21 protein-coding genes are annotated in these 22,596 nt (G+C 70.0%); 1 reads left to right on the top strand and 20 read right to left on the bottom strand.

What is annotated here, in order from left to right:
• Positions 1-138: 138 nt before the first annotated feature.
• The 9 genes from O3S82_RS14100 to O3S82_RS14140 form a co-directional block, all read right to left on the bottom strand.
• Entirely contained in the window at positions 139-1,695 is a 1,557-nt protein-coding gene (locus O3S82_RS14100) for an ABC transporter substrate-binding protein (RefSeq protein WP_269303671.1), read from the bottom strand.
• A gap of 173 nt (positions 1,696-1,868) precedes the next feature.
• Entirely contained in the window at positions 1,869-2,639 is a 771-nt protein-coding gene (locus O3S82_RS14105) for an SDR family oxidoreductase (RefSeq protein WP_179422842.1), read from the bottom strand.
• Positions 2,640-2,670: 31 nt separating this feature from the next.
• Entirely contained in the window at positions 2,671-3,735 is a 1,065-nt protein-coding gene (locus O3S82_RS14110) for an acyl-CoA dehydrogenase family protein (RefSeq protein WP_269303674.1), read from the bottom strand.
• Positions 3,732-4,901, bottom strand: coding sequence for an acyl-CoA dehydrogenase family protein (locus O3S82_RS14115; RefSeq protein ID WP_179422838.1), 1,170 nt, complete (start codon positions 4,899-4,901; stop codon positions 3,732-3,734). The genes O3S82_RS14110 and O3S82_RS14115 overlap by 4 nt, the downstream gene beginning before the upstream one ends.
• Positions 4,894-6,111, bottom strand: coding sequence for an acyl-CoA dehydrogenase family protein (locus tag O3S82_RS14120; RefSeq protein ID WP_179422836.1), 1,218 nt, complete (start codon positions 6,109-6,111; stop codon positions 4,894-4,896). Before O3S82_RS14120 ends, O3S82_RS14115 begins: the two co-directional genes overlap by 8 nt.
• Positions 6,112-6,190: 79 nt before the next feature.
• Positions 6,191-6,799 carry a TetR/AcrR family transcriptional regulator gene (locus O3S82_RS14125; RefSeq protein ID WP_269303678.1) on the bottom strand — a complete coding sequence of 203 codons (609 nt, stop codon included), beginning with the start codon at positions 6,797-6,799 and terminating at the stop codon, positions 6,191-6,193.
• Positions 6,800-6,860: 61 nt separating this feature from the next.
• Complete coding sequence (locus O3S82_RS14130; RefSeq protein WP_179422832.1) at positions 6,861-7,160, bottom strand: putative quinol monooxygenase; 300 nt, start codon at positions 7,158-7,160, stop codon at positions 6,861-6,863.
• Positions 7,157-8,011 (bottom strand): enoyl-CoA hydratase-related protein, encoded by an 855-nt coding sequence (locus O3S82_RS14135; protein ID WP_179422830.1) that lies wholly within the window; start codon positions 8,009-8,011, stop codon positions 7,157-7,159. Before O3S82_RS14135 ends, O3S82_RS14130 begins: the two co-directional genes overlap by 4 nt.
• Before the next feature lie 8 nt (positions 8,012-8,019).
• The gene (locus O3S82_RS14140) at positions 8,020-9,219 is read right to left on the bottom strand and encodes an acetyl-CoA C-acyltransferase (RefSeq protein WP_179422828.1); all 1,200 of its coding nucleotides are present in this window, start codon (positions 9,217-9,219) and stop codon (positions 8,020-8,022) included.
• A gap of 143 nt (positions 9,220-9,362) precedes the next feature.
• On the opposite strand from O3S82_RS14140, the gene O3S82_RS14145 reads away from it, so the two are divergent.
• A complete protein-coding gene (locus O3S82_RS14145) occupies positions 9,363-10,817 on the top strand; it encodes an MFS transporter (protein WP_269303682.1) in 1,455 nt (484 codons plus the stop codon).
• Between the two features lie 6 nt (positions 10,818-10,823).
• On the opposite strand, the gene O3S82_RS14150 is transcribed toward O3S82_RS14145, so the two are convergent.
• From O3S82_RS14150 to O3S82_RS14200, 11 genes are all read right to left on the bottom strand, one after another.
• Positions 10,824-11,504 (bottom strand): TetR/AcrR family transcriptional regulator, encoded by a 681-nt coding sequence (locus tag O3S82_RS14150; RefSeq protein ID WP_179422824.1) that lies wholly within the window; start codon positions 11,502-11,504, stop codon positions 10,824-10,826.
• Positions 11,505-11,567: 63 nt separating this feature from the next.
• Positions 11,568-12,047: a MaoC family dehydratase gene (locus O3S82_RS14155; protein ID WP_179422822.1), complete on the bottom strand. Its 480-nt coding sequence runs from the start codon at positions 12,045-12,047 to the stop codon at positions 11,568-11,570.
• 37 nt (positions 12,048-12,084) lie between these two features.
• Positions 12,085-12,852: a crotonase/enoyl-CoA hydratase family protein gene (locus O3S82_RS14160; protein WP_269303685.1), complete on the bottom strand. Its 768-nt coding sequence runs from the start codon at positions 12,850-12,852 to the stop codon at positions 12,085-12,087.
• Between the two features lie 90 nt (positions 12,853-12,942).
• Positions 12,943-14,520: an ABC transporter substrate-binding protein gene (locus tag O3S82_RS14165; protein ID WP_179422818.1), complete on the bottom strand. Its 1,578-nt coding sequence runs from the start codon at positions 14,518-14,520 to the stop codon at positions 12,943-12,945.
• A 188-nt stretch (positions 14,521-14,708) separates the two neighbouring features.
• Positions 14,709-16,304 (bottom strand): ABC transporter substrate-binding protein, encoded by a 1,596-nt coding sequence (locus O3S82_RS14170; protein WP_179422816.1) that lies wholly within the window; start codon positions 16,302-16,304, stop codon positions 14,709-14,711.
• Between the two features lie 102 nt (positions 16,305-16,406).
• Complete coding sequence (locus tag O3S82_RS14175) at positions 16,407-17,429, bottom strand: phosphotransferase family protein (RefSeq protein WP_269303687.1); 1,023 nt, start codon at positions 17,427-17,429, stop codon at positions 16,407-16,409.
• On the bottom strand, positions 17,426-18,952 hold the full coding sequence (locus O3S82_RS14180) for a class I adenylate-forming enzyme family protein (protein WP_269303689.1): 1,527 nt from the start codon (positions 18,950-18,952) through the stop codon (positions 17,426-17,428). Before O3S82_RS14180 ends, O3S82_RS14175 begins: the two co-directional genes overlap by 4 nt.
• Positions 18,953-19,001: 49 nt before the next feature.
• Positions 19,002-19,805: an ABC transporter ATP-binding protein gene (locus O3S82_RS14185; protein ID WP_179422812.1), complete on the bottom strand. Its 804-nt coding sequence runs from the start codon at positions 19,803-19,805 to the stop codon at positions 19,002-19,004.
• The gene (locus tag O3S82_RS14190) at positions 19,798-20,664 is read right to left on the bottom strand and encodes an ABC transporter ATP-binding protein (RefSeq protein ID WP_179422810.1); all 867 of its coding nucleotides are present in this window, start codon (positions 20,662-20,664) and stop codon (positions 19,798-19,800) included. The genes O3S82_RS14185 and O3S82_RS14190 overlap by 8 nt, the downstream gene beginning before the upstream one ends.
• Positions 20,661-21,635, bottom strand: a complete 975-nt coding sequence (locus O3S82_RS14195) for an ABC transporter permease (RefSeq protein ID WP_179422808.1) — start codon at positions 21,633-21,635, stop codon at positions 20,661-20,663. The genes O3S82_RS14190 and O3S82_RS14195 overlap by 4 nt, the downstream gene beginning before the upstream one ends.
• Positions 21,632-22,573, bottom strand: coding sequence for an ABC transporter permease (locus O3S82_RS14200; protein ID WP_179422806.1), 942 nt, complete (start codon positions 22,571-22,573; stop codon positions 21,632-21,634). The genes O3S82_RS14195 and O3S82_RS14200 overlap by 4 nt, the downstream gene beginning before the upstream one ends.
• Positions 22,574-22,596: the final 23 nt, after the last annotated feature.

Consider the following 22,596-nt stretch of genomic DNA (forward strand, 5'->3'; position numbering starts at 1 on the left):
GGGCACTCGACCACCGGGAGGCGCGACGCGGTGATCGAGTGGCGGCGAGCGCAGCGAGACGCTGTATCGAGATCACCTCTGGCTCGCGACAGCGCGAAGCCCTCGCCAGATCATGTCCAGCGAGGGCCTCGGCTCCGCTCAGCCGGCGTTGCGGATGCTGCGGAGGTTCACGACGCGGTAGCCGGCCTGGAAGGTCAGGCCGTTCGTGAAGTAGTTGGCCACGGGGGTCATGAGCGGGACGAAGTCGGCCCGCTCGAGGAGCGCGGCCTCGGCCTCGCCCCAGCGCTGGCAGCGCTCGTCGCCCTCGAGGCTCGACACGCTGTTCTTGATCAGGTCGTCGAAGGCCTCGTTGTCGACGCGGCCCCAGTTCATGGCGCCGCCCTCGCCGAAGACCGAACTCATCTTCGTCGCCATCGGGTAGGGCGTGCGGATCGCGGTCTGGTACGGGTAGACGAAGATGTCCCAGCCCGAGCCGTCGCCGTAGATGATGCCCGCGCCCTGCGCGAGGGTGCCGTTCGTGACCTCCACCTTGATGCCCAGCTGGCGCAGCGTGTCGGCGATGTAGTCCGGGCCCGAGTTCTGCACGTCGTAGCCGAGCAGCTCGACCGTCAGCTTCTTGCCGCCCTCGCCGTAGCCCGCGGCCTCCAGCTCGGCCTTCGCCTTGTCCATGCTCAGCTCGGGCACGAACTTCTCGTTCTCGGGCGTGTAGCAGTTCATGTTGTCGGTGATCACCGTGCGCGCGGGCTCGGCGACGCCGAACGAGGCCGCCTTGGCGTACCCCGCCGGATCCAGCGCGTGCGCGACCACGCGGCGCAGGCGCTCGTCCGCGAACGGGCGGCCCTCGCGCTCGTTGAACGACACCGAGTCGGCGCCGAACGCCTTGCCCTGAATGGGCTTGTGCTCCCGCTCGAGGCGCTCGGAGTCACGGCCCAGGACGGCCGCGATGTCGGTGGCGCCGGTCTCGAAGAGGTTGGCACGAGTCGAGTCCGCGGTGACCACGCGCATCGTGATCTTCTCCGGGATCTCCTCGTCGTCGGCCAGGCCGGGCGAGTCCCACGCCTCCAGCACGTACTCCTCGCCGCGCTTGAGCGTCGTGATCTTGTACGGGCCTGAGCCCTGCGGCGCGGTGGCGAGGCCCTCGACGTCCTCCAGGCCCTTCGGGCACACGATGAACGCGTTGGTCATCGACTCGAGCATGTCGGTGTGCGGCTCGTTGACCTCGATGGTCAGGGTGTCGGCCTCGTCGTCGCCGACGATCGACTTGGCGCCGCCCGAGCCGAACAGGCGGCCGCGGAACGGCGAGCCCGACTCGGGGTCGGCCAGGCGCTCCATGTTCTTCGCGACGTCCGACGGCAGCAGGTCGGAGCCGTCGCTGCACTTCAGGTCGGGACGCAGGTGGAAGACGACCTTCGTGGGGGTGACCTCCCACTTCTCGGCCATCGCCGGGGCGACGCCGCCGGTCTGGTGGTCCTGGCGCACCGGGGTGTCGTAGACGGCCTCGAACATCTGCATCGCACCCTGGTCTGAGGCGGAGATCGCGGGGTCGAAGGTGTCCACGTCGTTGCGCAGGTCCATCACGATGCTGTCGGGAACCTCCCCCGCCTTGCCCTCGGAGCCTCCGGACTCACCGCCGCACGCCGCGAGCGTGAGCGCCGCGACGGCCACGAGTGCCGATGCCTGAATACGTCTCGACATGAACAGCCTTCCCTCCGATGAGCGTGTGATCGTCCTCACAACGTTCCCGTCATCCTGATGGGCTCGGCGAGCAAAGTCAATGTTGAATTCAGGTTTAACTACATGCTGGACACGAGGACATGAAAGGGGCCGCGCGGATGCTCCGCGCGGCCCCTCCCTGTACCCATCTCGACTCAGCGAGCGTGCGTCACGCCCCCGTCGACGGTGATGGTCGAGCCCACCACGTAGTCGCCCGAACGGGCGGCCAGGTAGATCGCCGCGGCGGCCATGTCCTCCGGCGTGCCGATGCGGCCCGAGGGGATCGAGCCCTTGATCTCGTCGCCGTGATCGCGGGCGTCCTTGTTCATGTTCGAGGCGAACGCGCCCGGCGCGATGCCGCTGACGGCGATGTCGTCCTGGATCAGGCGGATCGCCATGCGACGCGTCAGCTGGATGACCCCGGCCTTGCTCGCGTGGTAGGAGTACGTCTCCTGCGGGTTCAGGCTGATGCCGTCGATCGAGGCGATGTTGATGACCTTCGCGAGGTGGTCGCCCGTGGCCGCGACGAGGTCGGACTTCAGCGCCTGCGTCAGGAAGAACAGGGACTTCACGTTGAGGTCCATGACCTTGTCCCAGCCCGACTCGGGGAACTCGTCGAACGGGGCGCCCCAGGCGGCACCGGCGTTGTTGACCAGGATGTCCAGGCTCGACTCGTGCTCGCGGTAGCGGGCGACGAGGTCGTTGATGCCGTCGAGCGTCGAGACGTCGGCCGGCAGCGACACGCACGTGCCGAACTCCGAGAGCTCCTTCGCGGTGGCGTCGCACGCCTCGGCCTTGCGGGCCGAGATGTAGACGCGGGCGCCCTGCTTGAGGAAGCCCTCGGCGATCATGCGGCCGATGCCGCGCGAGCCGCCGGTGACGAGGGCCGTGCGGCCCTCGAGGCTGAACAGCGAGGTGGTGTCCATGGATGAAACCTCCGGGTGGTTGGACGGTTGGTCAGTGCTGCGGAAGGTCGACGAGTGCGGCCAGGTCGCTCCGGTGCGCCGCGGGCGTGCCGAGCGCGAGCTGGTCGGACTTGGCGCGCTTCAGGTACAGGTGAATCGCATGCTCCCACGTCATGCCGATGCCGCCGTGCAGCTGCAGCGCCTCCTCGGCCGCGTGCACCGCGACGTCGGAGCAGTACGACTGGGCCACCGCCTGCGCCACGGGGGCGTCGGCGTCGTCCGTCGCGAGCGTGTCGGCGGCGTAGCGTGCCGCGGCCTGCGCCTGGGCGACCTCGAGGTAGAGGTCGGCCAGACGGTGCTTGATCGCCTGGAACGAGCCGATCGGCCGGGCGAACTGGACGCGCGTCTTGGCGTACTCGACGGTCGTCTCCAGGCACCACTGCGCCAGGCCCACCTGCTCGGAGGCGAGCAGGGCGGCACCGGCAGCCAGCGCGGCGTCGATCGCCGCCACGGCCGCATCGCCCTCGGCGAGCACACGGCCCTCCCCCGTCGGCGTGACCGACGCGAGCGGGCGGCTCATGTCGAGCGACGTGAGCGGCTCGACCTCGGCCGACTCGTGCAGCGCGAGCCGCACGGTGCCGTCGACGAGCGTCGGGACCAGGAACAGGTCGGCGCCCCACGCCCCCGCCACAGGGGCGACCGCACCACGCTCGGGCGCCGACCAGGATCCGGACCGTGCCGACCACGGCAGCACCAGCACCGCGCGGCGCTCGCCGGCGGCCAGCTGCGGCAGGACGTCCTCGGCTCCGAGGGCGACCAGCGCGGTGGTGGCCACGACGGCGCTCTCGAGGAACGGGACCGGGGCGACGGTCCGCCCCAGCTCCTCCAGGACCACGGCGGCCTCGCGCGCACCCGCGCCGACGCCGCCCCACTCCTCGGGGACCAGCAGACCGGCCAGGCCGAGGTCGCCCGCGAGCGCCGACCACACGCCGGACACGTCGGTGTCGGGCGCATCGTAGAGCGCCGCCACGCGATCGGAGTCCGTCGTGCGACCCAGCGCGCCGCGCACGCTCGACCGCAGCGACTCCTCGACGTCGGTGTACAGAAGATCCGTCATCGGGGCACCTCGTTGAAGGGGACGCCCTTGTCGGGGCGGTGGTCGGCGGGCAGGCCCAGGACGCGCTCGGACACGACGTTGCGCATGATCTCGGACGTGCCGCCCTCGATCGAGTTGCCCTTGGCGCGCAGGTAGCGGAAGCCCGGGCCGCGGCCCAGGAAGCTCGCCGACGCGGTGCGCACCATCGTCCAGTCGTCGTACTGCAGGCCGGCGTCGGGATCGAGCTCGAGCGCGAAGCCCGAGATCTGCTGGGCCTGCTTGGCGAAGGCCAGCTTCATGGCGGAGCTCTCCGGACCGGGCTGGCCGACGGCCAGCTGCTGACGCAGGCGCTCGCCCGCGAGGCGGGTCACCTCGGTCTCGACCCACCACGACATGAGGCGGTCGTGCTCGGCGGCCGAGCGGACCGACGGGTCGCTGCGCCACCGCTCGGTGACGATGCCGATCTGGCCGGCCTCGCGGTCGGCACCGCTGCCGATCGCGACGCGCTCGTTGTTGAGCGTGGTCGTCGCGACGCGCCAGCCCTGGCCCACCTCGCCGACGCGGTCGGTGTCGGGCACGCGGACGTCGGTCAGGAAGACCTCGTTGAACTCGGCCTCGCCGGTGATCTGGCGCAGCGGGCGCACGTCCACGCCGGGGTCGCTCATGTCGACCACGAAGTACGACAGGCCCGCGTGCTTGACGACCGTCGGGTCGGTGCGGGCGACGAGGATCGCGCGCTGCGCGTTCTGCGCGCCCGAGGTCCAGACCTTCTGGCCGTTCACCGTCCAGGTGTCACCGTCGAGGACGGCCTTGGTGGTCACGCCCGCGAGGTCGGAGCCGGCGCCGGGCTCGCTGAAGAGCTGGCACCAGACCTCCTCGCACGTGAACAGCGGGCGCAGGTAGCGCTCCTGCTGCTCGGGGGTGCCGAACGCGATGAGCGTCGGCGCCGCCATGCCCAGGCCGATGCTGTTGAGCCCGAGGTCGGGCGCCGGGGCGCCCGCCTCGGCCAGCAGCTGCTCGACGACCTGCTGCTCCTCGCGCGGACGGTCCAGGCCGCCGCGCCCGACCGGGAAGTGCACCCAGGCCAGGCCGGCGTCGAACCGGGCGCCGAGGAACTCGACGGGGTCGACCGTGGCGAGGTCGAAGCGGCCGACCAGCTCGGCGACCGCGGCGCGGACATCAGTCACGCTGGGCCTGCTTGCGCAGCTCGTGACGCGCGAGGGCGTTCTTGTGCACCTCGTCCGGGCCATCGGCGAACCGCAGCGTGCGCACCTGGGCGAACCACTCGGCGATCGGGAAGTCCTGGCTCAGGCCGCCACCGCCGTGGACCTGGATGGCCTTGTCGACGATCCACTCCACCGTGCGCGGAGCGGCGATCTTGATCGCCTGGATCTCGGTGTGCGCGCCCTTGTTGCCCACGGTGTCCATGAGCCAGGCGGCCTTGAGGGTCAGCAGACGGATCTGCTCGATCTTCACGCGCGACTCGGCGATCCAGTCGCGGACGACGCCCTGCTCGCTCAGCGGCTTGCCGAAGGCGACGCGCTCGTTGGCGCGGGCGATCATCAGCTCGAGGCTGCGCTCGGCGATGCCGATGAGGCGCATGCAGTGGTGGATGCGGCCGGGCCCGAGGCGGGCCTGGGCGATGGCGAAGCCCTCGCCCTCGCCGGCGATGAGGTTCGAGGCCGGGACGCGCACGTCGGTGAAGATGACCTCGGCGTGGCCGCCGTGGTCGCGGTCGTCGTAGCCGAAGACGCGCATGCCGCGCTTGATCTCGATGCCGGGGGTGTCGCGGGGGACGAGGATCTGCGACTGCTGGCGGTGACGCGACGCGTTGGGGTCGGTCTTGCCCATCACGATCATGATCTTGGCGTTCGGGTTCATGGCGCCCGAGATGAACCACTTCCGGCCGTTGATGACGTACTCGTCGCCGTCACGCTCGATGCGCGTCTCGATGTTGGTGGCGTCCGAGCTGGCCACGGCCGGCTCGGTCATCGCGAAGGCGGAGCGGATCTCGCCCTCGAGGAGCGGCTCGAGCCACTCCTTCTTCTGCTGCTCGGTGCCGAACATGCTCAGCACCTCCATGTTGCCCGTGTCGGGCGCGGCGCAGTTCGTCACGGTGGGCGCGATGTGGAGGCTGCGGCCCATGATCTCGCACAGCGGCGCGTACTGGAGGTTGGTCAGGCCCGCGCCCTCGGCGCCGGGGTGGAAGAGGTTCCACAGGCCGCGCTTCTTCGCCTCGGCCTTGAGCGGCTCGATGACCGGCGGCGGCGACCAGACGTCCGGAGCGGACTCGAGCTGCTCCCAGAACGTCGCCTCGGCGGGGTACACGAACTCCTCCATGAACGCGTTGAGGCGCTCGATGAGGTCTTGGGTGGTCGAGTCGTATGCGAATTCCACGGCAATTCTCCAAACTTGAATTCAGATTCAACTCAGAGTAGCGCGTGAGGGGTCGCTCTGGCAATGGTCTCCGGGGTCGTCAGACACCGGCGGGCTGCGGCAGCGTCATGCCCAGCGCGTTGAACCACAGCCTCGTCGACGTCTCGACCATCGCGTCGACGTCCCAGCTCTCCCCCAGCGCGATGGAGTAGTACGCCAGCCGGCTCACCATGCTGGCCAGGGCGCGCGCCGTCATCAGCGGATCGAGCGTCGGGTCGGCCAGGCCGGACTCCTGCGCGGACTCGATCCAGCGCGCGACGCGATCGGTGAACAGCTGCGAGCGGCGGACGCGCAGCGCCCGGAACTCGGGGTTGATCGTGGCGACCTGCTCGAGCAGCACCATGAGCTTGGCGTTGCGCCCGTACGCCTCGAAGTACGCGCGGTTGCTGGCCTCCAGGACCGCGGCGATGTTCTCGGGATCCTCCTCGACGCGCGGCAGGCCCGGATGCATCATGTCGTCCTGCGCGACCTGCAGGACGGCCGTGAAGATCTCGTCCTTGCTGTCGAAATACGTGTAGAAGGTGCCGATCGACGTGTTCGCCTCGCGGGCGATGTCGGTCAGCCGGGAGTTGATGAACCCGTCGCGCTCGAAGACCCGACGGGCGGCACTGACGAGGGACTCACGGGTGCGCAGGCCCCGGGCCGTCACCGGGAGAGACCGCAGGCGGCTCTCGTCGACGAGGGACCCGGGGACCGCGTCACCCTGGGGACTACTTGGCTTGCTCACCGACAGGCCTGAGGACCGAGATGACGGGAGCACCCGCGACCAGGTCCTTCAGGACCGCGCCGAACGCCTCGAACTCGGGCGCCGCGGCGTGACGCTTCAGCGCCTCGCCGTCGGCGTACTCCTCGAGGAGCACGTAGTCCACCTGGCTCCCGCTGACGCGCTGCAGGTCCCAGCGGGTGCAGCCCTCGTCCGCGAGCATGCCCGGACGGGCGGCCGCGACGGCCTTCTCGAACTCCTCGGCGGCGCCCTCACGTACGGTCACGGCGGCGGTCACGTTGATCATCGGTCTCCTCCGGTCTCGGCGATGCGACGACGGCCGAAGACGGGCGTCCGCTTCTCGACGAACGCGCGCACGGCACCGATGTGGTCATCGGTCAGGCCCGTCGCCTTGTGCAGCGGAACCTCGGCGTCCATGCTCTCCTCGAGGCTCTCACGCGGAGCGCGGTCGAGGTTGTCGAGCATGCTCGCGTAGGCCTGCGCCGGACCGTTCGCCAGCTGCTCGGCCAGCTCGCGCACCCGCGCCTCGAACTGCTCCTCGGGGACGACCTCGTTGAGCAGGCCCAGCTCGCGCGCCTCCTCCGCGCGGACGCGCGGGTTCAGCAGCATGAGCTCGCGGGCCTTGACGGGGCCGACGATGTCGTTGAGCAGCCAGGCCACGCCGAAGTCACCCGACAGGCCGACCGCGCCGAACGCCGTCGCGAAGACCGCGCGCTCGCTGCCGATGCGGAAGTCCGCCGCCAGGGCCAGGCCCAGGCCGGCGCCGGCCGCGGCGCCCGGGATCGCGGCGATCACTGGCTTGCGGCTGCGGTAGAGCTTGCCGACGGTGGCGCGCTGCGCCTTCCGCTGGGCCTCGACCGCGTCGGCGTCGATCTCGTCGGCGCCGCCGCCCTCACCGCCCTTGGCGTCGAAGTCCTGGACGTCGCCGCCGGAGCAGAACGCCTTGCCGGCGCCCGTGATGACGATGACGCCGACCTCGTCGGAGTCCTGCATCGCGTCCACCAGCGACTCGATGCCCGCGACCATCGCGTCGGACAGCGCGTTGCGGCGGTCCGGACGGTTCAGGGTGATCGTGCCGATGCCGTCCTCGACGTCTCCGTAGACGTCGTCCTCGGTGCTCGTGCCGTTGATCAGCATGGCGCTCCTCAGGCGACTTCGAACAGGCCGGCGGCACCCATGCCGCCGCCGATGCACATGGAGATCACGACGTACTGCACGCCGCGACGCTTGCCCTCGATGAGGGAGTGGCCGACGAGGCGGGCGCCGGTCATGCCGTACGGGTGGCCGACCGAGATCGCGCCGCCGTTGACGTTGTAGCGCTCGGGATCGATCTTGAGCTCCTCGCGGCAGTACAGCGCCTGCGACGCGAAGGCCTCGTTGAGCTCCCACAGGCCGATGTCGTCGACGCTGAGGCCGTGCTGCTTGAGCAGCTTCGGGATGGCGAAGACCGGGCCGATGCCCATCTCGTCCGGGTCGCATCCCGCGACGGCCATGCCGCGGTAGACGCCCAGCACGTTCGCGCCGCGCTGCTCGGCGACCTTGCGCTCCATGAGGACCGACGCCGAGGCGCCGTCCGACAGCTGCGAGGCGTTGCCGGCGGTGACGCTCGAGGCCTTGACGACCTGACCGTCGGGCAGCACGGGCGACAGGCCCGAGAGCGACTCCAGCGTGGTCGACGGGCGGTTGCCCTCGTCCTTGCTGAGCGTCACGCGCTGCTCGCTGATCTGCTTGGTCTCGCGGTCCTGGACCAGCTGGACCGACTCGAAGGGGACGATCTCGTCGTCGAAGCGGCCGGCCTCCTGCGCGGCGGCGGTGCGCTGCTGCGAGAGCAGGGCGAACTCGTCCTGCGCGTCGCGGCTGACGTTGTAGCGCTCGGCGACGATCTCGGCCGTCTGGAGCATCGGCATGTAGAGGTCGGGGCGGTGCTCCTCGAGCCACGGGTCGTTGGCGCGGTGGCCGTTCATGTGCTCGTTCTGCACCAGCGAGATCGACTCGACGCCGCCGCCGATCGTGATGTCCATGCCGTCGGCGACGATCTGCTTGGCGGCCGTGGCGATGGCCATGAGGCCCGACGCGCACTGGCGGTCGACCGACATGCCGGCGACCGAGGTGGGCAGACCGGCGCGGAGCGCGGCCTGGCGGGCCACGTTGAAGCCCGTGCTGCCCTGCTGCATCGCGGCGCCGAAGACGACGTCGTCGACCTCCGCGCCCTCGATGCCGGCGCGCTTCACGGCCTCGGCGATGGCGTGGCCGGCGAGCTCCTGGGCCTGGGTGTTGTTGAACGCACCGCGGTAGGCCTTGCCGATCGGGGTGCGGGCGGTCGAGACGACAACGGCCTCTCTCATGGGCGTTCCTTCGAAAGTCGTGGGTTCCAAGTCCTTACGCCGACGGCGAAGAACGGCTAACATGAATCTTACTTCAGTTTCAACTCTGACCGCTCCGCCCCCTGATGTCAACAGGCGCCGGACGCAGGGAAGGATCCACACGCATGTCAGGGAGCACCGGGCGCCGCGCCCGACCGCGGCAGAGCTCCGGTGCCGCCCTCGTGATCGTCCTCTCGCTGCTGTCCACCGTCACGGCCCTGCTGCAGACCATGGCCGTGCCCGTGCTGGGCAAGATGAGCCGCGACCTCGACGTCTCCACCGCCGCGATCGGCTGGGTCGTCACGATCAACCTGCTGGCCGCGGCCGTCCTCACCCCGATCTTCAGCAAGTCCGGCGACCTGCACGGACGGCGCCGCGTGGTGCTGATCGTCATCGGCGCCGTGGCTGCCGGCTCGCTGCTCGCGGCCGCCACGTCCTCGTTCTGGATGCTGCTGTTCGCCCGCGCGATCCAGGGCGCCTCGTTCTGCCTCTTCCCCCTGTCGGTCGGGATCCTGCGCGACCACCTCGAGCTCAAGCGGCTGCCGCTCGGCCTGTCCTTCCTCACCGGCGCGATCAGCGTCGGCGCCGGTGCGGGCCTGGTCCTGACCGGCGTCCTGACGCACGGTGACCGCGACTACCGGAACATTTTCTGGTTCACCCTCTGCGTGGCCCTGGTCCTGCTCGTCCTGTCGGTGATCGTCATTCCGAAGGACCGCCCCCACAGCACCGGCCGCGTGGACTGGCTCGGCGGCTTCCTGCTCGGCCTGGCCCTCGTGCTGCTGCTGCTCGCGATGACGCAGGGCAACGCGTGGGGCTGGACGAGCGTCGCCACCACGGCCTCGTTCGCCGGGTCGATCGTCACGTTCGCGGCCTGGCTCGCGGTGGAGAAGCGGGTCACCGAGCCGCTCGTCCCGATCGCGATGCTGCGGGACCGCACGCTCGCGTCGGCCAACGCGCTCGGCTTCTTCATCGGCTTCGGGATGTTCCTGGTGTTCCTGGGCATCACCGCCCTCGTCCAGGTGCCCTCCAGCCACGGCCACGGCTTCTCGGCCAGCGTGCTGGAGACGAGCCTGGTCTACCTCCTGCCCGCCGCGAGCATCGGCATCGTCGCCTCTCCCCTGGGCGGCATGTGGGTGGGTCGCTTCGGCGGGCGGGCCACCCTGCTCGTCGCCTCGGCCATCGGCCTGCTCGGCTACCTGCAGCTGCTGGCGTTCCACCAGCACGCGTGGCTGGTCATTCTCGGCGGCGTCATCACGAACGGGGCCTTCAGCATGGGCTTCGCCGCCGTCCCCGCCGTGGTGACCTCAGTCGTGCGGCCGCAGGAGACCGCTCTCGCGAACGCGATGGCCTCGATCACCCGCTCGGCCGGCAGCGCGCTCGGCAGCGCCCTGATGGTCGCGCTCATCGCGAGCCACCTCATGGCCGACCAGCACCCGCGCGAGTCGGTGTTCACGATCGCCTTCGCGATCGGCGCCGCGAGCATGGCGCTCAGCATCGTCATCACGCTCGTCGGCATCCCGCGGCGCTCGGCGCATGCCGCGGAGGAGCCGGCCCCCAGCCGGGAGCCCTCGAACCGCTGAGCCGCCTCAGTCGGCCGACGGCGAGATCTGCAGCGCGTTGACCCACAGCTGGGTCAGGGAGTCGACCATCTGGTCGATCGTCCAGTCCTCGCCCAGCACGAAGCGCGAGTAGGCGGCGCGGGCGACCATGCCCGAGAGGAAGTAGGACGCCAGCTGCGGGTCGATGTCGGCCCCGGCGACGCCGCGGTCCTGGAGCTGCTTGATGCTGCGCGCGTTGCGCTGCACGAACGCCTCGCCGCGCTTGCGGCGCTGCTCGCGGAAGTCCTCGTCGATGCTGGCGACCTGCTCGAGCAGGCGCATGAACGGCGCGTAGCGCTCGTAGGACTCCAGGTAGGCCCGGTTGGCCGCGCGGACCTGCGCGATGGGGTCGTCACCGACGGCGTCGACGGCGCGGACGTCCGGGTGGAGCATCTCCTCCTCGACCTCGGCCTGCACGGCGGAGAAGATCTCCTCCTTGCTGTCGAAGTACGTGTAGAAGGAGCCGGCCGAGATGCCCGCCTCGGTGGTGATGTCCACGAGGCGGGCATCGAGGAAGCCGTCGCGCTCGAACACGACGCGCGCCGCGTCGATCAGGTTGGCGCGCGTGCGCAGCCCACGAGGCGTCGTGGGCAGCTCGCGCTCCGTCGCCGGGCCGGCGAACCCGGCCGAGCGACGGTGGCGCGTCGCGTTCTCTGGGGAGCTGCTCATGCCGTCATCCTAGAGGGAAGGTGACGTCAGGTTCGGCTCTGCGCGGCGTGGCAGCACGCGTTGTTACTCGGCTTCTACAAGCCGGCCGAGGGACTCGGCGACCGCCACGGGCTTCTCGGAGCCCTCGCGCTCGAAGACCTGGCGGGCGCGCAGCTGCACGCCACCGGGCACGTGATCGATCGAGATGACCTCGGTCGTCATGCGCACGCGCGAGCCGATCGGCAGCGGCGCGGGGAAGCGCACCTTCTCGTAGCCGTAGTTCAGGCTGTGCGCGAACGCCTCGAACGAGATGAGCGAGTACGAGAACGCCGGGCCCAGCGAGAGGCTGTACAGGCCGTGGGCGATCGTCGTGCCGAGCGGGCTCTCGGCGGCCCGCTCGGGGTCGACGTGGATCCACTGGTGGTCACCGGTCGCGTCGGCGAACGCGTTCACCTTCTCCTGGGTGACCTCGTGCCATTCGGTGGGGCCGATGACCTTCCCGACGAGGGCTTCGAGGTCGGCGACGTTCTGGGGACGGACGGGCAGCTGGGTGGTGTCGGTCAAGGTTCTGTCCTTCGTGGGTGGGTGGGAAATCTCGGGGTCAGCGTCCGCGCCACACGGGCGCGCGACGCTCGGCGAACGCGGTGGCGCCCTCGCGGGCGTCCTCGGACTGGTTGACGCGCAGCATGACCGGGTCCTGCTGCTTCCAGCCCTCCTGCATGCCCCAGTCGGCGGCATTCTCGAGGACGTACTTGGAGCCCTCGAGGGCCAGCGGGGCGTTGTCGACCAGCTGGCCGGCCAGCTCGAGGGCGACCTCGAGGGCGCGGCCCGGCTCGGCGACGCGGTTGACCAGGCCGACCTGGTACAGCCGCTCGACGGGGACGTGGTCGCCGGTCAGGGCGATCTCGGCGGCCACGTGGTACGGGATGCGCTGGGCGAGGCGGAGCAGTCCGCCGCCCGCGGCGATGAGCGAGCGCTTGACCTCGGGGAGGCCGAGCTTGGCGTCGGAGGCGGCGACGATGAGGTCGCAGGCCAGCGCCATCTCGAGGCCGCCGGCGACGGCGAAGCCCTCGATCGCGGCGATCAGCGGGGTCTTGGGGCCGCGCTGGGCGAAGCCGCCGAAGCCGCGGTCCTCGAACATCGGGACGTCGCCCTCGAGGAAGGCCTTGAGGTCCATGCCGGCACTGAAGCCGCGGCCCTCGCCGCGGATGATGCCGACGACCAGCGAGGGGTCGGCGTCGAGCTCGTCGAGGATCGCGGCCATCTCGCGCGCCACCTGGCCGTTGACGGCGTTGCGGGCGTCGGGACGGTTCAGGGTGATCAGCAGGGCCCGGTCGTCCAGGACCTTCTCCGTGAGTACGACTGACATGACTCTCCTTTGCTGGGCCCGCCGGTGGCGGGCTGGTTCGGGGGCGTGGGGCCGGTGGGCGCCCCGACCGTGCGGGGCGCCCACCGGGTCTCACTCGGTCCCGCGGATGGTCCGCAGGTCGACCGTGCGGTACGTCGCGTTGAACGTGAGTCCGTCCGCGTAGTAGTTGGCGATCGGCCACAGCAGCGGGACGAGGTTCGTCTGCTCGAGCAGCGCGGCCTCGGCCTTGCCCCAGTTCTCGCAGCGCTCCTCACCCAGCGAGCTGGTCGCGACGGCCGAGAACTTGTCGAAGTCGTCGTTGCGGGTGCGGCCGAAGTTGTACGAGCCGCCCTCGCCGAGGTTCGAGCTCATCTTCGTCACGAGCGGGTACGGGTGCGGCGCGGCGCTGAGGTACGGGAACACGATGACGTCCCAGTCGCCCTCGTCGCCGTACACGATCGCGCCGGCCTGGGCCTGCGTGCCGTTGGTGACCTTCACGTCGATGCCGATCTTGCGCAGCGCGTCGGCGACGTAGTCGGGGCCGGAGTTCTGCACGTCGTAGCCCAGCAGGCGCACGGTCAGCTTCTTGCCGCCGGGGCCGTAGCCCGCGGCCTCGAGGTCGGCCTTGGCCTGGTCGGGGTCGTACTTGAGGCCCAGCTCGCCGTTGGACTCGGTGTAGCAGTCCATGTTCGGCGTGACGACCGTGTTGGCCGGCTCACCGACGCCGAAGGACGCGGCCTTCGTGTACGCCGCCGCGTCGATCGCCTGGGCGACGACCCGGCGCAGGCGCTCGTCGGACATGGGCGCCTCGGGGCGCTGGTTGAACGTCAGGGAGTCGGCCTCGAAGGCCTTGCCCTGGATGAACTCGTGGCTGCCCTCGAGGCGCTCGGAGTCGCGGCCCAGGATGCCGGCGATGTCGGTCTCACCGGTCTCGAAGAGGTTCGCGCGGGTGGCGTCGTTGGTGATGACGCGGAACGTGATCTTGTCCGGGACGCTCTCGGGGTCCTCGAGCGCCGGGGAGCCCCACGCCTCGAGCTCGTACGTGTCGCCGCGCTTGAGCGAGGTGATCTTGTAGGGGCCCGAGCCCTGCGGCTCGGTGGCCAGCTTCTCGGTGTCCTGCAGACCCTTGGGGCAGATGACGAACGCGGTCGACATGCTGTCGAGCAGGTCCGAGTGCGGGTCGTTGACCTCGATCGAGACGGTGTTGGCCGCGTCGTCCGCGACGATCTCCTTCACGCCGCCGGCGCCGAAGAGACGGCCGGTGTAGATCGAGCCCGTCTTCGGGTCGGCCAGGCGCTTCATCGAGTTCGCGATGTCCGTGGCGGTCAGCTTCGTGCCGTCCGCGCAGGTCAGCCCCTCCTTGAAGGTCATGTCGATCTTCGTCGTCGTGACCTCCCACTCCGTCGCCATCGCGGGCACGTACTCCCCCGTCTTCATGTCACGGCGGACCGGGGTGTCGTAGATGGCCTCGTACATCTGCACCGCGCCCTGGTCGGCGGCGGTCAGGAACGGGTCGAACGTGTCCGGGTCGTTGCGCAGGTCCATCACGACACTGTCGGGAGCCTCGCCGGCGACGCGGTCGCCCTCGTCGGACGAGCCACCGCACGCGGCGAGGATCGAGGTCGACAGCACGAGGGCGCCGGCCAGGCCGACGGTGCGCCGCCAGGGACGGGTTCGGGGAGAGATCATGGGGTCAATCCTTCGTCGGGAAGTCTGAAACCGAATTCAGTTTCTGCAAAGAGTGTGACCGAGGTCACCACAAAGATCAATACTGAATTCAGTTTCATTTAGACCGAAGGGCCGGTCCCCCGTCGGGTTGAGGGAACCCGAGGAGAACCGGCCCGTCCGGACGCACGGAGCGCAGGCTCCGCGCTGGCTCAGCCCTTGACGCGGATGGTGCGCAGGTCCGTCGTGCGGTAGCCCGTCTCGAAGGTCAGGTCCTTCGAGAAGTAGTTGGCGATCGGCCACATCATCGGCACGACGTCGACGCGCTCGAGCAGGGCCGCCTCGGCCTTGCTCCAGTTCTCGCACCGCTCGTCACCGGTCGACGCGGGCGCCAGCTTGGCGAACTTGTCGAACTCGGGGTTTGTGACGCGACCGAAGTTGTACGAGCCGCCCTCACCGAGGTTCGAGCTCATCTTCGTCACGGCCGGGTACAGGTGCGGCGCGGGCGCGTTCATCGGGAAGACCAGCAGGTCCCACTCGCCGGAGTCGCCGTAGACGATGCCGGCCGCCTGGGCCAGCGTGCCGTTGGTGATCTCGACCGTGATACCCAGCTCGCGCAGGGCGTCGGCGACGTACTCGGGGCCCGAGTTCTGCAGGTCGTAGCCCAGCAGACGGACGGTCAGCTCCTTGCCGCCCTCGCCGTAGCCGGCGGCCTCGAGGTCGGCCTTGGCCTGGTCCTTGTCGAACTTCGGCTTGAGGTCGCCGTTGCTCTCGACGTAGCAGTCCATGTTCGGCGTCGCGAGGGTGTCGATCGCCTCGCCCACGTCGAAGGACGCGGCCTTCGTGTAGCTCTCGGCGTCGAGGGCCTGGGCCACCACGCGGCGCAGCGCCTCGTCGGCGAACGGAGCGCCGTCGCGCTGGTTGAACACGACCGAGTCGGACTGGAACGCCTTGCCCTGGATCGGCTCGACGACCGACTCGAGGCGCTTGGAGTCACGGCCCACGACGCTGACGATGTCGGCGTCGCCCGTGTCGACCAGGTTCGCGCGGGTCGAGTCCGACGTCACGACGCGGTAGGTCAGCTTCGCCGGGACGCTGTCGGGATCCTCCAGCGCCGGGGAGTCCCACGCCTCGAGCTCGTACGTGTCGCCGCGCTTCATCGAGGCGAGGCGGTAGGGGCCGGAGCCCTGCGGCTCGGTGGCCAGCTTCTCGGTGTCCTCGAGGCCCTTCGGGCACACGATGAAGGCGGTGGCCATGCTGTCGATGAGGTCCGAGTGCGGCTCGTTGACCTCGACCGAGACGGTGTTCGCGGCGTCGTCGCCGACGATCTCCTTCACGCCGCCGGCGCCGAAGAAGCGGCCCGTGTAGATCGAGCCCGTCTTGGGGTCGGCGAGGCGCTTGAGGGAGTTGGCGATGTCGGTCGGCTTGAGGTCCGTGCCGTCGCTGCACTTCAGGCCCGTCTTGAGCTCGAAGTCGATCTTGGTGGGCGTGGCCTCCCACTTCGTGGCCATCGCGGGCTCGTACTCGCCCGTCTTCCAGTTGCGGCGCACGAGCGTGTCGTAGAGCGCCTCGTACATCTGCACGGCGCCCTGCTCGGCGGCCGTCAGCATCGGGTCGAAGGTGTCCACGTCGTTGCGGAGCACCAGCGTGGCCTGGTCGGGTGCCTCGCCGGACGTGCCGGCGGACGAGTCCGACCCGCCGCCGCACGCCGCCAGGAGCGACGCGGCCAGGGCCACGACGGCCGCCGATCCCAGTCCGCGACGCAGCGCGGACGGACGACCGGAGCCTCCTCGGTAGTTCAACTTCATGCTCGACCTCTCACAGACTCGCTACGTGCCGGCGGGGGTCGCGGCACTGCCACGATTCTATATGAACTTGATTTCAGGTTTACCTACAGGGGGTGCCCTGCGTCATAGACCTGCGTCACGTGCCTCGAGATCGGCCCGCTGCATCAACTCGTCGATGAGCTCGCTGGAGATCTGGCCGGTCACGGCGGTGTTCCGCGGGTCGTCGATCGAGCGGCGCAGGACGCCCTCGGCGATGATCGCGATCTTCCACAGGCCCAGCACGTACCAGAAGCCGATCGCCGAGACGTCGCGTCCGGTCGCGCGGGCGTACTCCTCCACGAGCTCGGCCCGGCTCGGGAATCCGGGCATCGTCGGCCCACGGAAGCCCGTGATGATCTCGTCGTCGGCCTGCGGCCAGTAGGCCAGCAGCCCGCCCAGGTCGGCCAGCGGGTCGCCGAGGGTCGAGAGCTCCCAGTCCAGCACCGCGGTGACGCGGCCGGCCGAGGGATCGGTGATGACGTTCATCAAGTGGAAGTCGCCGTGGACGAGAGCGAGGTCCTGGTGCTGCGGGACGTTCGCGGACAGTCGCGCCGCGAGGTCGTCCACGATCGGCAGGTCGCGCGTGCGCGACTGCTCCCACTGACGGTGCCAGCGCTTGAGCTGGCGCTCGGCGTAGGGCTTGTGGCTGGCCAGGTCGACCAGTCCCGCCTTCTCGAGGTCCACGGCGTGCACCTCGCCGAGCGTCGCCGCCAGCGACAGGCCGATCTCCCGGCGCGTCTCCTCAGGCACCGACTCGACCGCCTCGATCGTGTCCAGCACGCGGCCGTCGACGAAGTCCATGAGCATGATCGGCGCGTCGGTGACGGACGGGTCCTTCGTGAACCCGTGGATCGTCGGCACCGGCACGCCCGTGCCCTGGAGGCCGGACATGATGCGGTGCTCGCGCTCGACGTCGTGCGCCGAGGCCAGCAGCGTGCCCAGCGGCGGGCGGCGCAGGATCCAGCGGTGGTCCGCGGCGTCGGTGACCAGGAACGTGAGGTTCGACTGGCCGGCGCCGACGCGCGTGAAGTCGATCGGGCCGACGGCGTCGATGCCGAGGGTCTCGATCCAGGCCGCGATGGGTCCGGTCTCGATCAGCTGCGTCACGAGGCGCTCCTGTCCCGCGTCACCTTCATGCCGTGCTCGAGCACGCTGCCACGGTCCAGCTGGCGCTTGAGGATCTTGCCGGTCGAGCCCTTGGGCAGCTCGGCGACCTCGTGGTAGATCCGCGGGACCTTGTACTGGGCCAGCCGCTCCTCCAGCCACGCGCGCAGCGCCGAGCTCTCGACGACGCGGCCCGGGTGCGGGGCGTAGACGGCGGCGACCTCCTCGCCGAGGCGGTCGTCGGGGACGCCGATCACGGCGACCTCGCGCAGGTCGGGGTGCGTGTAGAGCACCTCCTCGATCTCGCGCGGGTAGACGTTGTAGCCGCCGCGGATGACGAGGTCCTTCTTGCGGTCGAGGATCCAGATGTCGCCGTCCTCGTCCTGCTTGCCGATGTCGCCGGTGAGGAACCACTTGCCACGCATGACCTCGGCCGTGGCCTCGGGACGGCGCCAGTAGCCCTTCATGATGACCGGTCCGGCGAGGGCCACCTCGCCGCGCTCGCCGAACGGCACGGGGTTGCCGTCGGAGTCCACGACGCACGCCTCGAGACGGTTCAGCGCGGGGCCGACCGAGCCCTCCTTGCGACGCGGGCTGAGCTTCGCGGAGGTGCCGGCGCCGGTGGTCTCGCTGAGGCCGTAGCCGTCGAGCACGCGGCAGCCGAAACGCTCGCGGAAGGCGTCCGCCACGGCCAGCGGCAGGGCCGCGCCGCCGGACAGGGCGTGGGTCAGGCCGGCGAGGTCGTCGCGCGAGACCTCGACGTCGGCGTGCAGCATCGCGTTCCACATCGTCGGGACGCCGGCCAGCACGGTGAGCCGGTGCGCCGCGGCCATCCGCAGCAGGCCCTCGCCGCTGAACGGACGCAGCAGCGACAGGCTCGCGCCCACCTGGAAGGTGGCGACCATGACGCAGATCTGGCCGAACACGTGGAAGAGCGGCAGCGCCGTGCCCACGCGGTCGGAGCTGTCGCTCTCGAGCGTGCCGGACACGATCTCGGCGCAGGCCACGATGTTGCCGTGGGTCAGCTCGGCGCCCTTCGGCTTGCCGGTGGTGCCCGAGGTGTAGAGCAGCACGCCGGTGTCGTCCGGCTGCATCGAGCGCGGCAGGTCGAGGTCGGCACCGGGCCCGGTCTCGATGTCGCCGGCCTCGAGGGTCCACAGGTCGATGCCGGTGGCGGTGGCAGCCTGCTGCGCGACGTCGACCGTCTCGTGCCAGGCGATCGCGAGCGAGCACTCGGCGTCGGTCAGGAAGTACTCCAGCTCGACCGAGGTCGAGGCCGAGTTCACGGTCACGCCGATCGCGCCCACGGCGAGGATCGCCTGGTGCACGACGGCGAACTCCTGCGAGGTCGGGGCGACGAGCAGGACGCGGTCACCGGGCTCGATGCCGGCGTCGGTCAGGCGCTGCGCCCAGGCGGCGACGAGGTCGCGCACCTGGCCGTAGGTCCAGGACTGCTCTCCCACCCGCAGGGCGATGCTGTCGGGGGCGTTCCGGGCGTGCTCCCACAGGCGGTCGACGGCGTTCATGACAGGACTCCTCTTGCTCCGGACGGAGCGGGTCGGGACGGGATGCGGGTCAGCTGACGGCGACGGGATCGCGGCGCGAGCGCCAGCGGCTGCCGCCGAGCGTGGGCACGGCGGAGAGCAGCGCCTTCGTGTACTCCTGCTGCGGCGCGTCGAAGACGGCGTCGGCCGTTCCGGCCTCGACCATCTCGCCGTGGCGCATGACGTACACGTGATCGGCCAGGTAGCGGATCACCGACAGGTCGTGCGAGATGTAGAGCATCGAGACGTCGAGCTCGCGCTGCAGCTGGCGCAGCAGGTTGAGGATGCGCGCCTGCACCGAGACGTCGAGCGACGCCGTGACCTCGTCGAGGATCATCAGCGACGGCGAGAGCGCCAGGGCCCGCGCGATCGAGACGCGCTGGAGCTGACCGCCGGACAGCTGGTGCGGGTAGCGGCGCACGGCCGCCTTCGGCACGCCGACCTTGTCGAGCAGGTCGAGCGCGGTCGCGGCGCACGACTGCGACGTGACGCGCTTGCCCGTGGCGACGCTGACGGCCTCCTGCACCGCCATGGCGATCTCCATGCGCGGGTTCAGCGACGCGTGCGGGTCCTGGAACACCAGCTGGGCCTGGCTGCGCAGGTGGCGCAGCGCCTTGCCCTTGGGGTTGGTGATGTCCACGCCCTCGAGCGTGATCCGGCCGCTCGTCACGGGCGTCAGGCCGATGGCCGCGCGCGCGATGGACGACTTGCCCGATCCCGACTCGCCGACCAGGCCGACGGTGGAGCCCTTGGGCACCGAGAGGTTGATCCCCTTGACCGCCGTGAACGGGGGCGGTCCGGGGTAGGTGACCTCGACGTTCTCCAGCTCAAGCATGGTTCATCTCCCGTTCGACGTCGAACTGTCCGTCCTCGATCGTCACGAGGTCCTCGTTCCGATCCGTGTTGAGATCCGGGACCGCGCGGATCAGGCCCCGCGTGTACGGGTGATCAGGCCCGGAGAGCAGCTTCGCCGTGGTGAGGTCCTCGACGATCTCGCCGCGGAACATCACGATCACGCGGTCGCAGACCTCCGACAGCAGCGAGATGTTGTGCGAGATCAGCAGCACGGCGCTGCCCTTGCGGTCGTTGAGGTCGCACAGCAGCTGCATGACCTGCGCCTGCACCGTGACGTCGAGCGCCGTGGTGGGCTCGTCGGCCAGGATCAGGCTCGGCTCGCCCATGAGTCCCATCGCGATCATGGTGCGCTGGCGCATGCCGCCCGAGAGCTCGTGCGGGTACTGCTTGAGCCGCTTGGCGGGCTCGGTGATGTGCACGTCCTCGAGGCTGCGGATCGCGAGGTCGCGCGCCTCCTTCTTGGACAGGCCCTTGTGCTCGCGCACCGTCTCGATCATCTGCGCCCCGATCTTGCGCGCGGGGTTCAGCGACGACATCGGGTCCTGGAACACCATCGCCAGGTTCGTGCCGAGGACGGTGCGCAGCTCGCGGTCGGAGCCGTTCACCAGGTCGTGACCGTCGAAGTCGATCCGGTCGGCGGTCATCGACAGGCCCTTGGGCAGCAGTCGCGACACGGCCAGCGAGGTCAGCGTCTTGCCGCTGCCGGACTCGCCGACGATGCCGACGATCTCACCGCGCTTGAGCGAGAAGGAGACGTCGCGCACCAGCGGCGGGACGTCGTCCCGGCCCTCGATGCTGATCGAGAGGTTGCGCACGTCGAGCAGGGTGTCGTCGTTCATGGGCGTCCCTTCCTGGTCTCGGTCTCCATGCCGGGATCGAGGGTGATCTCGGGCTCGGCCGCCAGCGCCTTCGCGCCGTTGCGGCGCAGCTTCGAGCGGAACAGGCTCGGCCGCTCGTTCCACAGGACCGGGTTGACCGCGCGGGCCACGGCATCGCCGAAGAGGTTGACCGCGAGGCCGGTGATGAGGATGAGCGTCGCGGGCACGAGCGCCGCGTACGGGTTGAGGTAGAAGTTCTTGACGCCGTCGGTGAGCATCTGGCCCCAGTCGAACTGCGGCGACTGGATGCCCAGGCCCAGGAAGCTGAGCGAGGACATCGCCATGATGCCCTCGGCGACGGTCGTGAACGTGACGATCACCAGGCTGTCGGCGACGTTGCGACCGACGTACCGCGTGCCGATGCCGGACTTGTTGACGCCCACGACGCGCGCGGCCGACATGTAGTCCCGCACCATCACCGAGTCCACGAGGCTGTACGTGAAGCGGGCGAAGTGCGGCGTGAAGGCGACGCCGATGGCCAGCACCGCGCCCTTCGCGCCGACGCCGACGATCGCGACGACCACGACGGCGAGCAGGATGTCGCCGAAGCCCATCATCGAGTCGATGACGGCGCCGCCGACCTTGCGGACGCGGGGGCCGCCGGCGGCGATGAGACCGCCGATCAGGCCGCCGACCACCATCGCGAACAGCACGGCGGCCGACGCGTAGAGGATCGAGAGCCGGGTCGCCGCCAGGGTGCGGGTGAGGATGTCGCGGCCCAGGGCGTCGGTGCCGAAGCGGTAGTCCGCGGACGGACCCTCGCTCGAGCGGGACATGTCGCTGACGACGGCCTGGTCGCCGAAGCCGTTCGGGCCCATGATCACCAGGACCGTGAGACCCAGCAGGATCAGGCCCGAGACGATGCCCGTGGGCGTGGCCAGGAACGCGCCGAACATCTGACGCGCGCTGCTGCGGCGCTCGTGCTTCTTCATCGGCCGGCCTCCATGGTCCGGGGATCGACGATCCCGAGGATGATGTCCACCAGCGCGTTCACCAGCACGACCGAGAAGCCGAGCAGCAGCACGATGCCCTGGACGACCGGGTAGTCGCCGACGAGGACGCTGTGGACGAGGGTGGTGCCCAGGCCGAGCCGGGCGAAGACCTGCTCGACGATGACGGCGCCGCCGATGAGGCTGGCGAAGGTCACGCCGCCCATCGCGAGCATGGTCGTGATCGAGTTGGGGAACACGTGCGCGAGGTAGAGCTTGCGCGTCGGCAGCCGCTTGCTGCGGGCGGTGCGCACGTAGGGCGACTCGAGCACCTCGAGGGTGCGGACGCGCACGAGGCGCGCGATCGAGGCCGCCGGGCGGATCGCGATGGCGATCGCGGGCAGCACCGCCGCGTTGAGCGAGCCGGAGCCCGCCACGGGGAAGATCTGCCACGTCACGGCGAAGAAGAACGCCAGGAAGGTCGCGATCAGGTACTGCGGGATCGAGGCCATCGCACCGGTGGAGCTGCTGAACATGATCTCGAACGCGCGGTGGCCGTTGCGGGTCAGCACCGCGCCGATGATGCCCATCGGCAGGCCGACGAGCAGGATGATCAGCATGCCGAAGACGGCCAGCTGGGCCGTGGGGCCGATCTTCTGGGCGATCTCGTCGGTGACGGGCTGGCTCGTCGCGAACGACGTGCCCATGTCACCGCGGAAGAGACCGCCGATGTAGTCGAGGAACTGCTTGTACATGGGCTGGTCGAGGCCGAGGCGCTCGCGGGCGACCTGCACGGCCTGCTCGTCCGCGTCCATGCCGGCCACGAGCCGGGCGGGGTCGCCCGGGGCCAGGTGCATCATGAGGAACGTGAGGGTGGTGATCGCCACCAGCACGAAGGCGAGCCGGACGAGCCGGGACACCAGGAACCGACGCCATTTCATGTCACATCGTCTCCATCAGCATA

Source organism: Aeromicrobium sp. HA (assembly GCF_027171405.1).
GTDB classification, from domain to species: Bacteria; Actinomycetota; Actinomycetes; order Propionibacteriales; family Nocardioidaceae; genus Aeromicrobium; species Aeromicrobium tamlense.

Excerpts from the sequence above, each read along its gene's own strand:
- O3S82_RS14195 (WP_179422808.1), bottom strand. The coding sequence starts at position 21,635 with ATGAAGAAGCACGAGCGCCGCAGCAGCGCGCGTCAGATGTTCGGCGCG.
- O3S82_RS14130 (WP_179422832.1), bottom strand. The coding sequence starts at position 7,160 with ATGATCAACGTGACCGCCGCCGTGACCGTACGTGAGGGCGCCGCCGAG.
- O3S82_RS14110 (WP_269303674.1), bottom strand. The coding sequence starts at position 3,735 with ATGACGGATCTTCTGTACACCGACGTCGAGGAGTCGCTGCGGTCGAGC.
- O3S82_RS14105 (WP_179422842.1), bottom strand. The coding sequence starts at position 2,639 with ATGGACACCACCTCGCTGTTCAGCCTCGAGGGCCGCACGGCCCTCGTC.
- O3S82_RS14135 (WP_179422830.1), bottom strand. The coding sequence starts at position 8,011 with ATGCTGATCAACGGCACGAGCACCGAGGACGACGTCTACGGAGACGTC.
- O3S82_RS14160 (WP_269303685.1), bottom strand. The coding sequence starts at position 12,852 with ATGTCAGTCGTACTCACGGAGAAGGTCCTGGACGACCGGGCCCTGCTG.
- O3S82_RS14140 (WP_179422828.1), bottom strand. The coding sequence starts at position 9,219 with ATGAGAGAGGCCGTTGTCGTCTCGACCGCCCGCACCCCGATCGGCAAG.
- O3S82_RS14200 (WP_179422806.1), bottom strand. The coding sequence starts at position 22,573 with ATGAAATGGCGTCGGTTCCTGGTGTCCCGGCTCGTCCGGCTCGCCTTC.
- O3S82_RS14185 (WP_179422812.1), bottom strand. The coding sequence starts at position 19,805 with ATGCTTGAGCTGGAGAACGTCGAGGTCACCTACCCCGGACCGCCCCCG.
- O3S82_RS14100 (WP_269303671.1), bottom strand. The coding sequence starts at position 1,695 with ATGTCGAGACGTATTCAGGCATCGGCACTCGTGGCCGTCGCGGCGCTC.
- O3S82_RS14145 (WP_269303682.1), top strand. The coding sequence starts at position 9,363 with ATGTCAGGGAGCACCGGGCGCCGCGCCCGACCGCGGCAGAGCTCCGGT.
- O3S82_RS14180 (WP_269303689.1), bottom strand. The coding sequence starts at position 18,952 with ATGAACGCCGTCGACCGCCTGTGGGAGCACGCCCGGAACGCCCCCGAC.
- O3S82_RS14150 (WP_179422824.1), bottom strand. The coding sequence starts at position 11,504 with ATGAGCAGCTCCCCAGAGAACGCGACGCGCCACCGTCGCTCGGCCGGG.
- O3S82_RS14190 (WP_179422810.1), bottom strand. The coding sequence starts at position 20,664 with ATGAACGACGACACCCTGCTCGACGTGCGCAACCTCTCGATCAGCATC.
- O3S82_RS14165 (WP_179422818.1), bottom strand. The coding sequence starts at position 14,520 with ATGATCTCTCCCCGAACCCGTCCCTGGCGGCGCACCGTCGGCCTGGCC.
- O3S82_RS14170 (WP_179422816.1), bottom strand. The coding sequence starts at position 16,304 with ATGAAGTTGAACTACCGAGGAGGCTCCGGTCGTCCGTCCGCGCTGCGT.